The organism is Bacillus salacetis (assembly GCF_003581585.1).
GTDB lineage: Bacteria > Bacillota > Bacilli > Bacillales > Bacillaceae_B > Rossellomorea > Rossellomorea salacetis.
The window spans coordinates 61,955-77,880 of sequence record NZ_QXIR01000004.1; the positions used below are offsets into that span (position 1 = coordinate 61,955).

Sequence of the window (15,926 nt, forward strand, 5' to 3'; positions counted from 1 at the left end):
TCCTATATGACCTTATTCCGGATATAGCTTCCCAGGAAATCGACTGCAATGACCATGATCATAATGATCAGGACATCAAGGGAAACGGACGAGTACTGAAATGTTTTGAAATCATTGAAAAGCCGCTGGCCGATTCCGCCGCCGCCGATGAAACCCAGTACCAGCGACGTCCTGATCGCTACTTCAAAACGGTAAAAATAGTGGGAAAGGACATTGGGCCAAATTTGCGGGATGATGCTGAAAAAGGAGGCAAACCATTTTTTGGCGCCAACCGCCTTCAACGCATCCTGAGGTCCCGGATCTGAAGCTTCTATAAGCTCTGAGACCAGTTTTCCCAGCACCCCGATATTATGGATCATGATCGCAATCACCGCCGGAAATGGTCCGAGTCCCAGTGCGGTCAAAAGAATCAAGCCGATCACAATTTCAGGAATGGAACGGACGAAACTTAACGCGACCCTTGCAAAATGATAGAGGAGGGAGGAGGGTGAAGTATTCCTTGCTGAGATGAAACTGAGCGGCAAGGCGATCAGGAGGCCGAAAAAGCTACCGAGAAACGCCATTGCCAAAGTTTCAAGCCCATCCTGTACCATTCTTGGCAGAAGGGAAAAATCCATAGGAAACCATTGCGATAGAAAGTCGATCATATTTCGGAAGTCCTTGAATTTGGATAAATCAAATTCCGTCAGCTTCATACTAAAGTAGACAAGGATGACTAATATAAGAAAAGTTACAAAGCTCCTCTTTTTAAACCACACGATGAATCACTCTATTCTTCTATAAGTCCCTGCTTCAGGGCTGCCTGCCTAATGCTTTCATAGTCTTCGTTGGAAGCCTCTGTAAAGCCTGTGGCACCAAAGGCATCAAGGACTTCCTGGTCCTCGATCTCAAGGAATGCTGATTGTAAGGATTCTATTGTTTCTTCATCTGTATCCTGGTGAACAGCCCACGGATATTGGAAAAGTTTCTCTGATTCCCATATCGTTTTGATCTGGTCACCATCTACCTTGCCGGAATCTATAAGCTGGTTAAATATTGCACTGTCGATTGCTCCTGCTTCGACTTGTTTATTTTGGACAGCAAGAGCTGTTGCATCATGTGAGCCTGTAAACCGGACAGACTTGAATTCATGTTCATCTTCTGATTGATATACTCCTCTATCCTGAAGCTCGATGGACGGTATCAGGGATCCTGATGTTGAGTTAGGGTCACCAAAGGCAAAGTTCACTTCTTTGCTTTCATCCAGCAATTCTTCAATGGAATTCCACGGGTTGTCTTTATGTGTAATGATATAGGAATGGTAGAACGGTTCTCCATCAATCAATTGGGTGATGATGGCTTTAGCCCCGCTTTTTTCATGAGCGATGACATAAGAAAGGGGACCGAAATACGCCATATCTATCTTGTCATAGTTCATTGCCTCAACAACGCCATTGTAATCTGGATAAACCTCGACCTTGACATCCCTTCCCAGTTTATCAGTCAGGATGCTTTGCAGCTTGTCCATCGCCGCCTCCATGGCACCTTCTGTCTGAACAGGGATGACACCTATGGTGAACTCTTCGTCTCCAGCTGCTTCATTGCTGCCCTCTGAGTTATTGTCACCTGAATTCCCGTTACCGCTGCCGCATGCTGTGATCAGCAGGGAGAGGGATAGTAAGAGAGTAAGAAATATGTTTTTTTTCATTAGTGCACCTCTTTTTATAGTATTTCAAAATAAATGGCCGGAATCAGTCAATGTTGTAGGGATCTTTTTGTGAATTTTGTTGCTATTCAATATAAGTTTCAACTAATATCCTGGTAAATCACCATAAAAATCCGGCTACAGGAATTTTTACGAAAGCAGAAATATATGCGAAAACAGCCCTGTATAAAAAGGACCCGTAAAGAGCCCTTTTATATTACACTTATCCTTCCCGGGTTTTCAGCTGTTACTTTTCCGATGACAGCAGAGTTCAGGTTTCTTTTTTTCAGCTCGTTTAGCAGAGCTTCTGCTTGTTCCTCCGGTACGGAAATGAGCAGCCCGCCGGAAGTGATGGCATCACATAGAATTAACTGGTCGATTTCCGTTACGGTATCGCCGTAATCAATCCTTCCTGCAAGCCATTTATGGTTTTTGCGTGTACCGCCTGGAATGACATTTTGTTCTGCCAGTTCCCTTGTCTTGTCCAGAACAGGTACTGCATCTTTTTCAATTGTGATTCCGTTTTTGCTTCCTTCAGCAATTTCCATGGCATGGCCCAGAAGCCCGAAACCGGTAACATCTGTACATGCGTTGACAGGAAATGCATCCATGGCTTCTGCCGCGTCTTTGTTCAAGGCGGCCATCGTATCCATGACCTCATCAATATTCTTTTGAGGAAGCTTGTCATTTTTAATTGCGGTGGTCAATATCCCGACACCAATCGGTTTAGTCAGGATCAGTTTGTCTCCCGGCTGTGCCGCAGCATTTGAACGGACACGTTCAGGATGGACGATCCCGGTAACCGATAAGCCGAACTTTGGCTCCTGATCATCGATTGAATGGCCGCCGACCAGGACAGCCCCGGATTCCCGGACTTTGTCTGAGGCACCTGACAAAATATCGGCTAGGATGCTTTTATCAAGAGTCGAAATAGGGAAGCCGACAATATTCATGACTGTGATCGGTTTGCCGCCCATGGCATAAACATCACTCAGTGCATTGGCCGCGGCGATTTGGCCGAACATATATGGGTCGTCCACAATCGGAGTGAAGTAATCCAATGTCTGGACGAGAGCCGTTTCATCATTGATCTTATAAACACCGGCATCGTCCGAGGTATCAAGGCCGACAAGTAAATTTGGGTCTTCTACAGAACGGGGTAAATGACGCAGGACCTGCGCCAGGTCTTCAGGACCGATTTTGCATCCTCAGCCGCCTTTTGAAGACAGAGACGTCAGCTTGAAAATTTCTTTCTTTGTCATATGAACTCACTCCTTATTAATGGATTGAAAACTTAAATCTTCCATTACCCTTCTGTAAATCGAGAGAAGGGCATGGGTCTCATACTCCCTGGAATGGTTATGGAGTATGTAAGATTTGGCTGAACTGCCAAATTCTTTTCTCAATTCGTTATTATTCAGCAAAGCTTCTGCATAATCAAGAAATTCGCTTTCATTAGTGTACACAAACCCGGTTTTTCCATGTGTTACGATATTCCTGTTTCCATTATTGTCTGAAGCGATCACAGGGATGCCGTTTTCCATGGCTTCAAGGATGGCTGCAGGCTGGCCTTCCGAATGGGAAGTATTCAAAACAACATCAGCCTGCTCGTATACCGCACCCATTTCATCATGAGGCAGCTGGCCGATATAGGAGACCCAGTCCCGTCTTTTTCCCGCCAGCTCTTTTACTAGTTTTCCCTCTTCTTCTTCAATCACCGGACCGACAAGCAGGAGCCTGATCTGCTGATGCCGATCATGAAGCTTATCAAGGGCATGTATTGCAAACCGTATGTTTTTCACTTTTCGGATTCCTGCCGGAAGGACGAACAGGAAAGTGCCTTCCTCTTTGTGGATTCTTGTATTGGCATTCTTCAGATCGCTTGTTCCTTGATGTATGATATGGATCTTTGTTTCTATTCCTTGTATTTGTTGAACCAATGCATCTTTTGCATCTTGATCAAAAACGGTGATGGCATGAGCTTCAATCAGACAGCTTCGAACCTTCTCGCATTTATTCTTGTCAAATAGATCATGGTTCAAGTCTGTACCGGTCATTGTGATGATAAAGGGGGTCCTGCTGGTCCTGCTTTCTTTCAGTTTGTTCATAAAAGAATAAAACTTGTATGCATGGAAACCGTGTATCAAGTCTGCTTCAGGCAGGGGGTATGATACGGAACCCTCTGTCATTGAGACGATTTCGATTTCGGCCCCGGATTGTTTAAGTCCATTGGCAATCCTTTGAACCGTGACAGTATTACCCCGCTGCTGGTGGAAGTCAGGAGAGGCAAGAACAATCTTCATTCATCAACCTCCTTTTCGTGTTGTAAGTCTCAGGGAAGGAATTTAAAGTATTCCTATCAGATATTATTAGAATAGCCCCGGCATATCGTTTTGTCACATTTTTTGCCTGCCGTAAAGGCTGTCACAATGTAAATTATGTCGAATCAGATAAGGATCATCAATTGCGGCTATTGTCGAAACCAAATACCAAATAAGGGCGGGCAGCCATACCTCGTAAATTGTCGAAAACCCTATGATCGAAAAACAGGATGATATTATATCGATATAATAATGGCGTGTGCGGATTTCGTGTTATTGTATTAGTTTGTCGAAAGGGTAAGATTATAGAATGGAAATTTTTTTCTTGAAGAAGGGGAGAATCATTCAGGATAACCGGATGAAAACCTTTTTCTTGATATTCTTCATTGGATAAGATACTATACGAATACAAGCTGCGTTGTACGTAATGATAATAAAGTTTTAACCTTTAAACTGTAATAGGGAGTTTTATATCGAAGCCGGAATGTCACGCCGCCATGGATTGCGGAAGACAGGAACGTTTCTGCAAACACCCACTTTGAGGAGTGGTGGTTTAAAACTTTCTTAGACGATTTACGGCAAACGCGGCCTACATAACCATTCACAAACCAGTTTCCAATCCGGGACTGGTTTTTACCTTTTACTCGAAACGGGTGCCAGTCACTTCCCGGTTTTTGTCGAATCAGTAATTACGGAATTATGGAAAAAACTGTTGTTGATAATCCGAAAGTGGTGAGGTATTATATTAATACAAGCTGCGTTGTACGTAATGATAATAAAGTTTTAACCTTTAAACTGTAATAGGGAGTTTTATATCGAAGCTGGAATGTCATGCCGCCATGGATTGCGGAAGACAGGAACGTTTCTGCAAACACCCACTTTGAGGAGTGGTGGTTTAAAACTTTCTTAGACGATTTACGGCAAATGCGGCCTACATACTACCACCAATCAAAAAACCGGTTCCTGATGGGGGACCGGTTTTTTTGTTTGTATTCCTGTGAGCTATGCTCAATTCCATGATAATTTCAAACGATTTATCCCTGTAGACTATGAATGACACATAGAAAAGAGTTGCTTTCACTAATTTGAAAATGAAATTTCTAGTATTTGGTTTTTTTGGAAATCAACAAATCAACAATGACAATTCTTGCGATAGCTGACTCTTACTTCAACTCAAGAGCTTCCTTCAATTTCTCCACGTACAGGGGAGCAATCCTTCCAGTCTCCAGGTGATGGTCTGCAGGATTGTCATTAAGATATCGTTCCTTTATTAAGTTTTCCTTTTCATTCAGGGTCTGTTTTTCAATATCCAGAAGATGAAGTCCGTTCTTTCGGCAGAATGTCCTGATGGAGTCATTATATTTCTGTGTCAACAGCGTTCGTTCTTTTTGAGAAGCTTCCACCTCTTTCCGCAAATTTGCGATTTCGCCAAAGCTTTGTCCATCCTTTATTGTTGGTAGATGAGAAGTGCACATAATTATGTTCATGTATCCCCGCTTCATCGTATCTTCGATAAAGGTAAAGTAATTCTGCAATGATTTCTCAAGTTGTGTATCAACAGGAATATCTTTTTTTTCGGATCGGTACCAGATGACGAATCCGCAGTCTACTTCACCCAGCATGAAAAGCAGGTATTCCTCAGAAGAAACGCTGCTGACAGCTTCCCTGAAAATTTGAAGCGCATTAGTCCTGGAATTAGGGTTCACCATTCCCTGGGCGGTTGCGCCTTGAACAATGTTTACCTTTAATTCGGCTTCTGGAAGCATTCCTTCTTTTTCTATGTATTTGAAAACCTCTGCATGGCTGTCCCCGATACAGTTGATTGTGATTTCAGAAATAGGGATCTCCTCCTTTCCATTAATGTCTACCGTTAAAATGAAAAGGTTAAACATCGATTATGGGAGCGTTTATAGATACCAACTTCCTTATTATACCAATTAAGGGTTATTATAGGAGCTTTTTTACAAAAACTTTATTGCTATTCAATATAAATACTGGGGAGAGGGTCCTGTCAAAGAACCCGTGTAGTTAATGCTTGTTGGAATGTAGATGATGAGTGACTGACACAATAAAAAACCTCCAGGGTGTCAGCCCCCGAAGGCTTCCAGTATGTCGTTCAGGTCTGAGATATCCAAAGCTTTAGGCTTTTTAGGAACGGTCCGGGCTGGATCAGCGGCAGCAATTCCCGGAATATATCCCCGCTGAAGCAAAGCTTTGATGGCTTCCAGCTCCTGCATGATCTCGGTGTTTGTGCCGCTTTTTGCTGCAGCGGGCTTGAAATACTGGTCTAGTGCGGAGAAAACAAGATGAACCAGCGTATGGTTGTGGGCATGATATTCAATCTGCTCCTGAATCAGTTTTGAAACGGCATGGGAGTCGCCGGTTTTGATGTCGATATAGTTATCCGGAATCGTGATGGCCACCCGATTGACGTAATCAGTATATGTTTCTCCCATATGATTAACCTCTTGTAGCTGCCAGATCAGTCATCTCTTCTTGTTGTTGTTTTTTCAAATGATTCATTTTAGCAAGGACCATCAAACCCAGAACGTTCAGCTTTTCAAGATTTTCAGGAAAGTCGAGGTTGATTGGACGCCCTTTTTCACTCCATTTTACTGCTGCTTCATGAATTTGTTTTTGAGCGAGTTTGGCAGCGCCTCCGACGGCGATATAGCGTGATGCCCCTTTGATTTCATTCGAATTGCTCCTGACCTTATCAAACAGTTCCAGGTATTTGATAGCCATTGAGGTCAATTGGGGAGTGATGTATTTACTGATGTCTTTGCGGACACCTGCAAAAGGCTCCACATACCATTCAGATGGGCCTGCAGCAAGCTTTTCTTCCAATTCTGATCGTGAATCAAATTTATACAATTCATTTTTACTGACCTTCTGGATGATGATGTCCAGGAATTGATTGATTCCGAAGTGCTCACCCTCTACAGAAGCTACAGGTTTATTGTTTTTTATTCCAACAAAATCGACGGAATCACCGCCTAGGTCGCCGATCAGCACCCCTTTAACCGAATCTTTGACAAGATCATCGTCTTTGATGCCAAGGGTTTCCTGGTCCCTGGTCAGTCCAAGATAAGCACAGGCACCTTCAGCACCTACGATTACATCCTTGATGTTCAGCTTGACACAGACTTCCTTTGGTTCAGGCACACCCGGCACCTTATGAAGGATTACTGTATGAGTACCGAGGAGCCGTTCCTTCAGCAGTTCCTTTTTACCTTTATATTGGGTGGTAGGAAGTGAGACAGCCAGTTGGTCAATTTCATATACTATATCAGTTGCATCTTGATTGTTTAAGAGCGCATGGTAGGCTGTGATGGAAAACAAAAGAATGTAAGTACGCAGTTCATCAACCTTTTGGTTATTGACTGATGTAAGACTGACGTTCCTTTGCCTGGCTGCAGATCTACCGGTGTAAAAAATATCTCTCTTATTCATAACAGCCGGACTTCTAACCTCTACAATCAAATTCTCTTCCAATTCAACATCTTCTTCATCATAGGGCATTTCATAGAATTCTTCATCAAATAATGCAATGGCATTCGGCATTTGATATTCCGAAAGCTGCCCGCTATCCGAGGCAAGCACTTTATACCAGCTGTTTCCGATATCTACGGCAAAAAAATTGGACGATTTCATTAGTATCTCCTCCTCCTTTGAATCCTATGGAGGAAGTGGTGCCCAGGTGCACGTACTACGGGTTGATTTTTGTGGATTTCACTAACAAACCTTGTATTTTCCATAAAAATCCACGCTTGTCCTGATACATATAACCAAGCTTAATAGACTTGTATGCATAGGATGAAGTGAAGGAAAACATAAGGAGGAAAAACAATGAGTGATAAATATCAACCTAAACGTGATTGTGTTGAAGTAAACAAATCAGCTAACGTTGGAGAATGTGCAAACGTTGAAGGCGATACGTTAATCGTTCCAGATGATGTCACTAGAACGATCAGGGTCCCTGTGCAGCTTGCAGTCAGGGAAATTACCACTAATCTTGTAGCAGACATCCATTTCCCTGAACCAGTAATGGAAATCAAAGATGTCAAGAAAAGAGTAGAAATTGTTCAGTGCCGTCTTTTGACACCGCCAGTTGCAGCGCCGGCATTTTCTGATAACGGAACATTCCCGCTTGTCATCAAAGGGTTTGTCCGCAAAAATATTCAGTACGCAACACCTGTTTACAATAAAGAAGGCAATTGCGTCGCTTCCGACATCAAGTCGTTGACAGTAAGGGTCCCATTCGAATGCGTATCGAATATTCCTTTGGATGCTCCTGTTCAGCTGCCTGTATCTAACACTCGCAGCGAATTTGATTATTACAGAGAGCAGGACCTTGGCAGGGGATATCCTGAAAAAGACCAGTTCTTGTCCAGTGATATTTCCCAGTTCCATCAGTTCAGCACTCAATTCTACAACCAGCTTCCATTCTGTGAGCTGCTGTCCAGCACGATCCTTGAGTGGGATGAAGCTACAAATCGCCACAGCTACCATGATGGCCCGGTAGGAGAAGGCTGCTTTACCAAAGTAGTAGAAAAAATGATTGTTACATTTACTGTAAAAGTCCTTCAGAACCAGCAGCTTAACATTACAACTGGTGACGATGACGCTTAAAGGTGAATAAGAAGATTGAACACTATCCTCAATTGGAGGGTAGTGTTTTTTTGTGATGGTGGTTGAGCAAGGGCATGTAATTCGAATTATTTATTGTGAAACAGAGCAGCAAGGGGTTTCACTAGGGTTTAAATCGATTCACGGACTGGTGTGTCTATCGATCTTAGAGTCCGGGACAGTGTGGGGGGTGAGGGGAAAGGTGCAAAGAAGGGGTGGAGAGTCCAAAACAGTATGAGGATTGAGGGGAAAAGGCGTATAGAGGGGTCCTAGAGTCCAAAACAATGAGCGTTTAGAGGAAAAAGGGCGTACAGAGGGGCTGTAGAGGCCAAAACGAAGAGCAGAATAAAGAGAAAAGGCGTGTAGAGGGGTCCTAGAGTCCAAAACGGTGAGCGGTTAGAGGAAAAAGGACGTATAGAGGAGCTGTAGAGTCCAAAACGGTGAGCAGTAAGAAGAGAAAAGGCGTGTAGAGAAGAATAAGGGTCAACAAAGAAATAACACTCAGTAAGGGAAGGCTGCCAGTAAAGTTGAAGACCGGCCAAAACAGGCGTTAAAGGATGGAAGCGAAGAATTCACGGTCTGCGGCAGCCGCCCCACCCGTGATATTCATCTAAAAATTTCCAACTTGCCCATGGGCGCATGCCTATACATAGACGAACGCACAACATACATTGAACTATCTTGATTTTTAAGGAGGACTATTAATGTCTGAATCATACAAAGAGAACAATGAAAGCTACTGTAAACCGAAACATCATCAACCGAATGTGAATATTGGAAAACTGGTGACTAAAGTTCCTGTGGTGCTTGCTGAACTGGCACTTCAAGCGGATATGACGGCAAAAATTACATTCCCTGAACCTGTATTGGAGATCAAAGATGTGAAAAAACGTGTGAAAATCACGCAATGCCGACTGCTTCTTCCTTCCAATAAATTGTTTGTGAGCGGATTTGTCCGCAAGAACATCCAATACGCTAGTCCATCAGGCGATATTGAGCATGCGACACATCAATCGATTGCATCAGACTTGCATTCCTATACAATTGACATTCCATTCCAGGTTGTAACAGAAATCAAACACTATCTTTCAGCCCCTGTTCAGCCGAAAATGAATTCCAGAGAAGAATTTGATTTCTTCGTGGCGCAGCCGCTGCCGTCAGGTTACCCTGAAAAAGATGAACTTCTTTCAAGTGATCTATCACAATTCCACCAATCCAGCACCCAATATTATAATGAACTGCCATACTGTGAGCTCGTTTCAAGCAGCATCATCGAGTGGGATGAAGCGATCGATAGGAAGAAAATCGGAAAAGACGCACCGATAGCAGAAGGCGTCTTTAAAACAATCGAAGAAAAAATGGTTCTTGACTTCACGCTGAAAGTGATTCAGGACCAGCAGATCCGTGTTGCATCCACCACTAATGATGATCACCATCACCATGATTGCAAAGAGGATGATCACTACTAAAAAAAGGCAATGAACGGGGTTATGCTAAATAATAGTGTAATCCCTATTCCTTTTTAATTACGTAAACTTTGTTGCTATTCAATATAAATTTCAACTAATATCCTGGTAAATCGTCGTAAAAACCCTGTAAGCAGGAAAGAAAAGAGCTGCTCGTTCTTTTTCGAGAGAAAAACCTCTGAATACAGGGGAAAAATCGAGCACGTGGGATTTTTCCGAAAGCAACAATTTATGCGAAAACAGCTTTTAATTAAAAGCTTTCAAAACGTATGTCGATCATTCACCTTAAAAAAACTTTCCGGTAAAAATCAAATCAAGCGTTCTCAGGAAATTATAAAGGAGGTGAGAAAATGGCTGCCAGAGAGAACAGGTTCCAGCGCTTGAGCCACAGAAGAAGCAGGAGAGAAGATCCTTCTATTGGACCTCTACGGAATAGAAGAAGCGGAAAGGATTCCTATCCAAGTTCATTTTTCAGTCAGCCCGGCGAAGAGTCGGAAAAGTACGAGGAGGATCAACAGGTTCTGACCAAGAAAACTGGAGGTCCATTGATCCTGCCGCCTCCGCCCATTACTTCAAATGAACGGAAGAAGAAGAGGGAACCGGAGCCAGTGGAAATCCTGGAGGAATTCCTGCCAAAGAAGAAAAAAGATGAAATCATCCCTCTCCCGGAAGATGATGACGAACTGATTTATGAAAAAAGAGGAGCGCTTATGGAACAACATGGCGCTGAAGATTTGCAAAAAGATATTGAAGAGGAGACTCAGGATTTCCATCATGAAGAATCTGAAGACCAGACTCTCATTGAGGAATCGGAACCTTCAGTCGAGGAGGAGGAGGAAGCAGTATATCCTGAAAACATAGAGCCTTCTCCAAAGTATATCTGTGCTAACCTCCCTGTATTGCTTATGAAAGACGAGTTTACATTAGATGTCTTTGACAGCTTTACCCTGCTGATACCTCTTACTGCCATAACGAAAATAGAATGGTCGGTCCATGATTTCAAAGGATGCATCCCCCTGCCATCAAATAAAATATTTCTTGAGCTAGTCCTGTGTGCGGATATAGAATTCAACTCACAGCAAAGTGGAAGTTTACAGAGTGTGAAAATTTATGTACCTCTACAAAAAACTGTTTCAGTCAATTGGTTGTCAGAGCCAGAGCTGCCTTTTACCAGGAGCGGTGAATATGATTTTTCAACGGATAATGGTATATCTGTTTCCACACACAGGGTATGGGAGGAGAAGTTGGTTTCACCTGCCACTGTAAAACTTCAATCGTATGAAATGCTTTCACATGACAAGCTTGCATACTCAAAACGCGAAAAGGCTGAGCTGGGAGTTCTTGGCACAATCAAGATTGCCTTAGAGGCTGTCCAGGAACAGACGGTTTTAATTCAGGTATAAAAATGGGTGTCTTCAGAGAGACACCCATTTGCTTTTCTATAGCTTTAGTTGATCAATTCTTTCCTGTATCAGTTCCAATAAAGATTTTTGCTGATTTTTCCTGAAAGGTGCATCTTCTTCCAGAGCTTCTTTTTCTTGGTCCTTCAAGCATGGAATATTATGGTCACCATCACAGTGTTCATAGCGTTCCTGATTCTGCACAAGCATGAACCATAGGTTAACATCCATTCTTTCAGTCAGATTAATGAATCTGCCAATTTTGTCATAGTCCTTGGTCAAGTCAATTTCAAAGATGTCCGCCGACTTCAAAACACATTCAATCGGTTCATTGAAATTCTCATAGGTGTAGGAACCAAATTTTGATTCATCAGCCCCATGCTTTTTTTTGGATGTGTATTTGTATTCATGGGTCAGGGTGGACTTTTGACTGTCGAGTTGTCTGTCCGCGTGAGATAGATATACTTCATCGATACAAGTGAATGGTACATCTACACTGTAATCTCTTAAATATCCATTACAGGATTCCACATACTGAATATTTTTGTGTATGGTCCCTTTGACAAATATTTTTGCTTTGTTGCGTGAAGCAGGATGTTTCAGCACCTCACACTGCTTAATGGAAACATTTTTCTTGATGGATTTAACCTCTTTTGCGTAAGAAGGCAGTTTAACATGGGAAGCGATGTCTGTCTGGAGATTAACGTGTGCAAGAATGACAGGTACATAGGTGCCGCCAGAGACATTATAGGATTCTGCTTTACAGGAAACAGACTTCACTTTCGATTTCTTGCAATGCTTTTTCGTACTGTGCCCTGGGAAGGTGTATTTTCCACTCATAATTTCACTCCTTTTTAAAAAGTATAGAAAGTGTTCAATCGCAAAGGATGTTCACTTACTATCAATATATGTGGAAGTTGTCATAAATTGTGGACGGGCATCCTGACGATGAATCTATTTTTTCAAAATCTTATTTCAGCTGAGGGAAAATAAAACTTCAGGAATCTTATAAATGATCAAATCTGTGTAAAAGAGTCTGCTAGATAAATCCTGGTAAGCACAATAATTAGTGGCCATTTATAAGTATGGTAGGATAATAGGGTGAAAACTGAGTGAAATGGGGGAGAGAAGCATGACAAAAATCTGCATTGTACGCCATGGACAGACTGATTGGAATAAAGAGAGAAGGCTGCAGGGAACAACAGACATTGAATTGAATCAAACAGGAGTGATACAAGCAGGACAGGCACGCGATTATTTAAAAGGTGGAGATTGGGAAGCCATTGTTACTTCACCTCTGAAAAGGGCAAAACGAACAGCGGAAATCATCAATGAAAAGTTGAATCTTCCAATGGCCGTGATGGGGGAGTTTGCTGAAAGGCACTTTGGCGAAGCGGAAGGAATGCTGATTGCGGAAAGCAGGGAGAAGTACCCGGATGGCGGCAGTCCCGGCCAGGAAAGCAGGCAGGAAGTAGCGGCCCGGGCATTAAAAGGAATCGAGGAAATTCAACAAAAATTCCCTGACAAAAACGTTCTTTTGGTAGCCCATGGTGCATTAATCGGAATCCTGCTGGCACATCTGTCACCAAAACAATTCGTGTACGGAGAAACCCATCTGGTCAATGCTTGCATCAACACCATTCACTTCCAGGAAAACAAATGGAACCTCAAGGAATTCAACCAGACCTCCCATCTATCAATAGAATAGCAAAGTGCTATCACTCTGCTAGAGCACAGTAACAGGGGACTGTCCCCTGTTACGCTAGTGTGCTGAAGCACCACAAAATTTTGATGTTTTATTTCCGGCCATGCCTTATAATGGATTTATACACTAAACCATAGACATACATGTCTTATGAAGGAGAAAAGTCCAATGGCAGACAGCCAAAAAAAGATCAGTTTGCAAGAAGCAATGAAACAACAGCTAGAAAGAAAGAAACAAGCGCAAGGAAATGGCAAGCAGCAGAGCAATGGACCAGCAGGAAACCAGCGCATGAAGAGCCAGCAAGCTAAAAAAGCTAATGTCACCCGAAGGAAAATGGGCGGCTGAACCCATAACACCCAAAAAGGAAAGAGCCCCCTTTGCCAAGCGGGCTCTTTTATTTTGACAAGGCTCCGTATTTTTCACCGTATGAAATGAATACCTAAAGCAATACCCCACCTCTATGTAACCGGTGATGAAGAGTTGTAACCCGAAACCGGCTGTCTTTTCTTTTACATGTTCATAGCCCATTTCCATGTATACTGATGTTTTCGCAAATTCATATCCACAAATCAGCAACATAAGGAGAACATCCCTAAAATGCAGGACCTTACAGATTGGTCAGGATAAAGGAAAGGATGATTCCCATGGAGGAGACAAAACCGACAATCGGTCCTCCTTGCTCAAATGCTTCCGGAAGCATGGTGGAAGAGACCATCGCCAATAAGCCTCCTGCTCCGAACGCACCAATCAGATAGCTTACACTTTCGGATGATCCCTGCAAAAAGAGGAAGCCCAGCATGGAACTGACAGATGATAAAACAACGACACTTCCCCACAGGAACAAAATTTTCCTTGCTCCATAACCATCTTTTCGCAGCCCGATGGAACTCGACAAAGATTCCGGCAGATTACTGATGAAAATGGAAAAAATAAATACCCATTGAATCGGCTGGCTGCCAATAAAACTGATTCCGATGATAATTGATTCCGGGATCGCATCCATCAACGTTCCAAAATAAATCGCCAACCCGGCATGACCATGAGGATTTTTCTTCGATCTCTTCCGTTCATTTCCGCCTTTCCTGCTTATGACTATTTCGAAGACTGTAAAAACAAGGGCACCAAGCAAAAACATGGAAGTGATCAAGATCAAGTTTGCCTTTCCTTGCGCTTCACTGAGTAAATCGAAGGTAGCGGAACCAATGATGAGACCAGTCCCGAGCGCCATGATATAGGCGGTAATTCTCCGGGGAATCCTCAGATAAATACCCGCTATGGCGCCGATAAACAGCGACAAGCTTGCAAATCCGCCCCATAATGCAGCCTGAAACATGAGAACTCCTCCTCTCTGATTGGCTGAATCAATACCCTTATTTAACCCCAAAAATAAAAAAGAAAAACCCGATAGGATTTTTCTTATAATACTCACTGTTGTTTAGGCATTCCTGGCGGATAGTAATATGGCGGGACTTTGATCCAGCCTCTTTTCCTCATCAATTCCTTGACTTCTGTCCCAAATTTCATTTTCTCAAGCATGGCATGCAGGAATAACAACCCTACATCGTTTCGTATGGATTGACTGGCAGCGGCAGCACATTGCATAACTGCAGCAGCGGTTTTCAAGCTGAGGCCGTTCATGATTTCATCATCTGTCATTTTAACACCAAGCGGAACCCCGTCAGGATCAGAATTGGGGCGTTGTTCACTCGTAGGAGGAAGATGCACTCCCTCGGTTTTCATAAAATCCTTAAAGCGCTGGCCCTGCACATCGCATTGTTTCATGCTCTCGTTCAAGATCTTTCGCACGTCATCATCATTGGTAGTATTCAAGCCAATCTGAATATAAACAGTCGCTTCATCCATCAGTGCCAGGTACATCCAGCAGCTCATCACTTCCCCTACATGGAGAGGGTTCTTTGGTTCACTATCTATTTTCATTTGCAAATAATCTTTTATAGCTGAAAAAATATTCGTCATCACAAACCCTCCTGTTCCTTTCATTTTTACCACTCTGGCCTGATAACATACTTGAAAAAGGATAGGCAGGAAATACATTATTTGCAGTAAAAGAGGAATAATACGAGGGCAGGAGGTGTCCAGAATGGCAAATACATTAGAGTCGGTTTGGAATACATTTAAAACCGCAATCGATAATACAAATGAACCAAAAGCTCCACTGCACATTGTGGAGGCAGGGGACTGCTGGACCTATATTACATTGATGGAGGAATTCATCCGTTACGAAGAAGTGGGGCTGAACACGACAACGGATGATGAAGTAAAGGAAATGTTGACGGATGTTGTCCGCCTTTGTGAATCACAGGTCGATCAATTGACCAAGTTCATGAAAAAAGAAGGAATCCCACTTCCTGATGTATCTTCAGCTAAGCCTGAGTCAGACCCAAACTCCATTCCGCTGGGAGTGAAATTGACTGATGATGAAATAACCAATGGTATCGCCTTTAAGCTCGTGACATGCATGACATCTTGTGCCAAAGGGCAGGCAGACTCAGTGAGGAATGACATTGGACTGATGTGGTTTGGTTTTTATACTGAATGGACGAATTTCGGAACAACTCTCAAAACCCTCATGCGGAAACGAGGGTGGCTGAAGGTGCCGCCATATTATTATCCCCCCGGGAAGCCGGCAGAATAGTTCAATCAGAAACAACTCACTTCCCGGGTTGTTTTTATTTTTGTCTGAATACCAAAAATAGCTGC

At 42.9% G+C, this 15,926-nt stretch carries 16 protein-coding genes and 2 other RNA genes; 8 read left to right on the forward strand and 10 right to left on the reverse strand.

The window, feature by feature from the left end:
• Positions 1–2: 2 nt before the first annotated feature.
• The 4 genes from phnE to D3H55_RS04545 form a co-directional block, all read right to left on the reverse strand.
• Positions 3–758 (reverse strand): phosphonate ABC transporter, permease protein PhnE, encoded by a 756-nt coding sequence (gene phnE, locus D3H55_RS04530; protein WP_119545727.1) that lies wholly within the window; start codon positions 756–758, stop codon positions 3–5.
• An 11-nt stretch (positions 759–769) separates the two neighbouring features.
• Positions 770–1,687, reverse strand: coding sequence for a phosphate/phosphite/phosphonate ABC transporter substrate-binding protein (phnD, locus tag D3H55_RS04535; protein WP_119545728.1), 918 nt, complete (start codon positions 1,685–1,687; stop codon positions 770–772).
• A 209-nt stretch (positions 1,688–1,896) separates the two neighbouring features.
• Entirely contained in the window at positions 1,897–2,946 is a 1,050-nt protein-coding gene (selD, locus tag D3H55_RS04540; RefSeq protein ID WP_119545729.1) for a selenide, water dikinase SelD, read from the reverse strand.
• Positions 2,947–2,952: 6 nt separating this feature from the next.
• Positions 2,953–3,987, reverse strand: coding sequence for a glycosyltransferase (locus D3H55_RS04545; protein ID WP_119545730.1), 1,035 nt, complete (start codon positions 3,985–3,987; stop codon positions 2,953–2,955).
• 425 nt (positions 3,988–4,412) lie between these two features.
• Here D3H55_RS04545 and ssrS (D3H55_RS04550) point away from each other — a divergent pair.
• Together ssrS (D3H55_RS04550) and ssrS (D3H55_RS04555) are read left to right on the forward strand one after the other, a co-directional pair.
• Positions 4,413–4,600, forward strand: a non-coding RNA gene (gene ssrS, locus D3H55_RS04550) — 6S RNA.
• A gap of 154 nt (positions 4,601–4,754) precedes the next feature.
• A non-coding RNA gene (gene ssrS, locus D3H55_RS04555) (6S RNA) lies at positions 4,755–4,942 on the forward strand.
• Positions 4,943–5,168: 226 nt separating this feature from the next.
• On the opposite strand, the gene D3H55_RS04560 is transcribed toward ssrS (D3H55_RS04555), so the two are convergent.
• The 3 genes from D3H55_RS04560 to D3H55_RS04570 all read right to left on the reverse strand — a co-directional run bounded on the left by D3H55_RS04560 (position 5,169) and on the right by D3H55_RS04570 (position 7,659).
• Positions 5,169–5,897, reverse strand: a complete 729-nt coding sequence (locus tag D3H55_RS04560) for an SGNH/GDSL hydrolase family protein (protein WP_119545731.1) — start codon at positions 5,895–5,897, stop codon at positions 5,169–5,171.
• 195 nt (positions 5,898–6,092) lie between these two features.
• Complete coding sequence (locus D3H55_RS04565) at positions 6,093–6,461, reverse strand: hypothetical protein (protein ID WP_119545732.1); 369 nt, start codon at positions 6,459–6,461, stop codon at positions 6,093–6,095.
• A 4-nt stretch (positions 6,462–6,465) separates the two neighbouring features.
• Positions 6,466–7,659, reverse strand: a complete 1,194-nt coding sequence (locus D3H55_RS04570; protein WP_119545733.1) for a ParM/StbA family protein — start codon at positions 7,657–7,659, stop codon at positions 6,466–6,468.
• 195 nt (positions 7,660–7,854) lie between these two features.
• On the opposite strand from D3H55_RS04570, the gene D3H55_RS04575 reads away from it, so the two are divergent.
• From D3H55_RS04575 to D3H55_RS04590, 3 genes are all read left to right on the forward strand, one after another.
• Positions 7,855–8,637, forward strand: a complete 783-nt coding sequence (locus tag D3H55_RS04575) for a CsxC family protein (protein WP_119545734.1) — start codon at positions 7,855–7,857, stop codon at positions 8,635–8,637.
• A 701-nt stretch (positions 8,638–9,338) separates the two neighbouring features.
• Positions 9,339–10,103: a CsxC family protein gene (locus D3H55_RS04585; RefSeq protein ID WP_119545736.1), complete on the forward strand. Its 765-nt coding sequence runs from the start codon at positions 9,339–9,341 to the stop codon at positions 10,101–10,103.
• Between the two features lie 347 nt (positions 10,104–10,450).
• Complete coding sequence (locus D3H55_RS04590) at positions 10,451–11,503, forward strand: hypothetical protein (protein WP_119545737.1); 1,053 nt, start codon at positions 10,451–10,453, stop codon at positions 11,501–11,503.
• Between the two features lie 36 nt (positions 11,504–11,539).
• Here the strand turns inward: D3H55_RS04590 and D3H55_RS04595 are convergent, their stop codons facing one another.
• Positions 11,540–12,340, reverse strand: coding sequence for a CsxC family protein (locus tag D3H55_RS04595; RefSeq protein WP_119545738.1), 801 nt, complete (start codon positions 12,338–12,340; stop codon positions 11,540–11,542).
• A gap of 292 nt (positions 12,341–12,632) precedes the next feature.
• On the opposite strand from D3H55_RS04595, the gene D3H55_RS04600 reads away from it, so the two are divergent.
• Positions 12,633–13,208, forward strand: coding sequence for a histidine phosphatase family protein (locus D3H55_RS04600; RefSeq protein ID WP_119545739.1), 576 nt, complete (start codon positions 12,633–12,635; stop codon positions 13,206–13,208).
• A gap of 165 nt (positions 13,209–13,373) precedes the next feature.
• Positions 13,374–13,550, forward strand: coding sequence for a hypothetical protein (locus D3H55_RS24025; RefSeq protein WP_168412965.1), 177 nt, complete (start codon positions 13,374–13,376; stop codon positions 13,548–13,550).
• A 262-nt stretch (positions 13,551–13,812) separates the two neighbouring features.
• Here the strand turns inward: D3H55_RS24025 and D3H55_RS04605 are convergent, their stop codons facing one another.
• Both D3H55_RS04605 and D3H55_RS04610 read right to left on the reverse strand, forming a co-directional pair.
• Positions 13,813–14,538 carry a ZIP family metal transporter gene (locus D3H55_RS04605; protein ID WP_119545740.1) on the reverse strand — a complete coding sequence of 242 codons (726 nt, stop codon included), beginning with the start codon at positions 14,536–14,538 and terminating at the stop codon, positions 13,813–13,815.
• A gap of 92 nt (positions 14,539–14,630) precedes the next feature.
• On the reverse strand, positions 14,631–15,182 hold the full coding sequence (locus D3H55_RS04610; protein ID WP_119545741.1) for a DUF3231 family protein: 552 nt from the start codon (positions 15,180–15,182) through the stop codon (positions 14,631–14,633).
• 124 nt (positions 15,183–15,306) lie between these two features.
• Here D3H55_RS04610 and D3H55_RS04615 point away from each other — a divergent pair, with 124 nt between their 5' ends.
• Positions 15,307–15,861: a DUF3231 family protein gene (locus D3H55_RS04615; protein ID WP_119545742.1), complete on the forward strand. Its 555-nt coding sequence runs from the start codon at positions 15,307–15,309 to the stop codon at positions 15,859–15,861.
• The last annotated feature ends 65 nt before the right edge of the window (positions 15,862–15,926 follow it).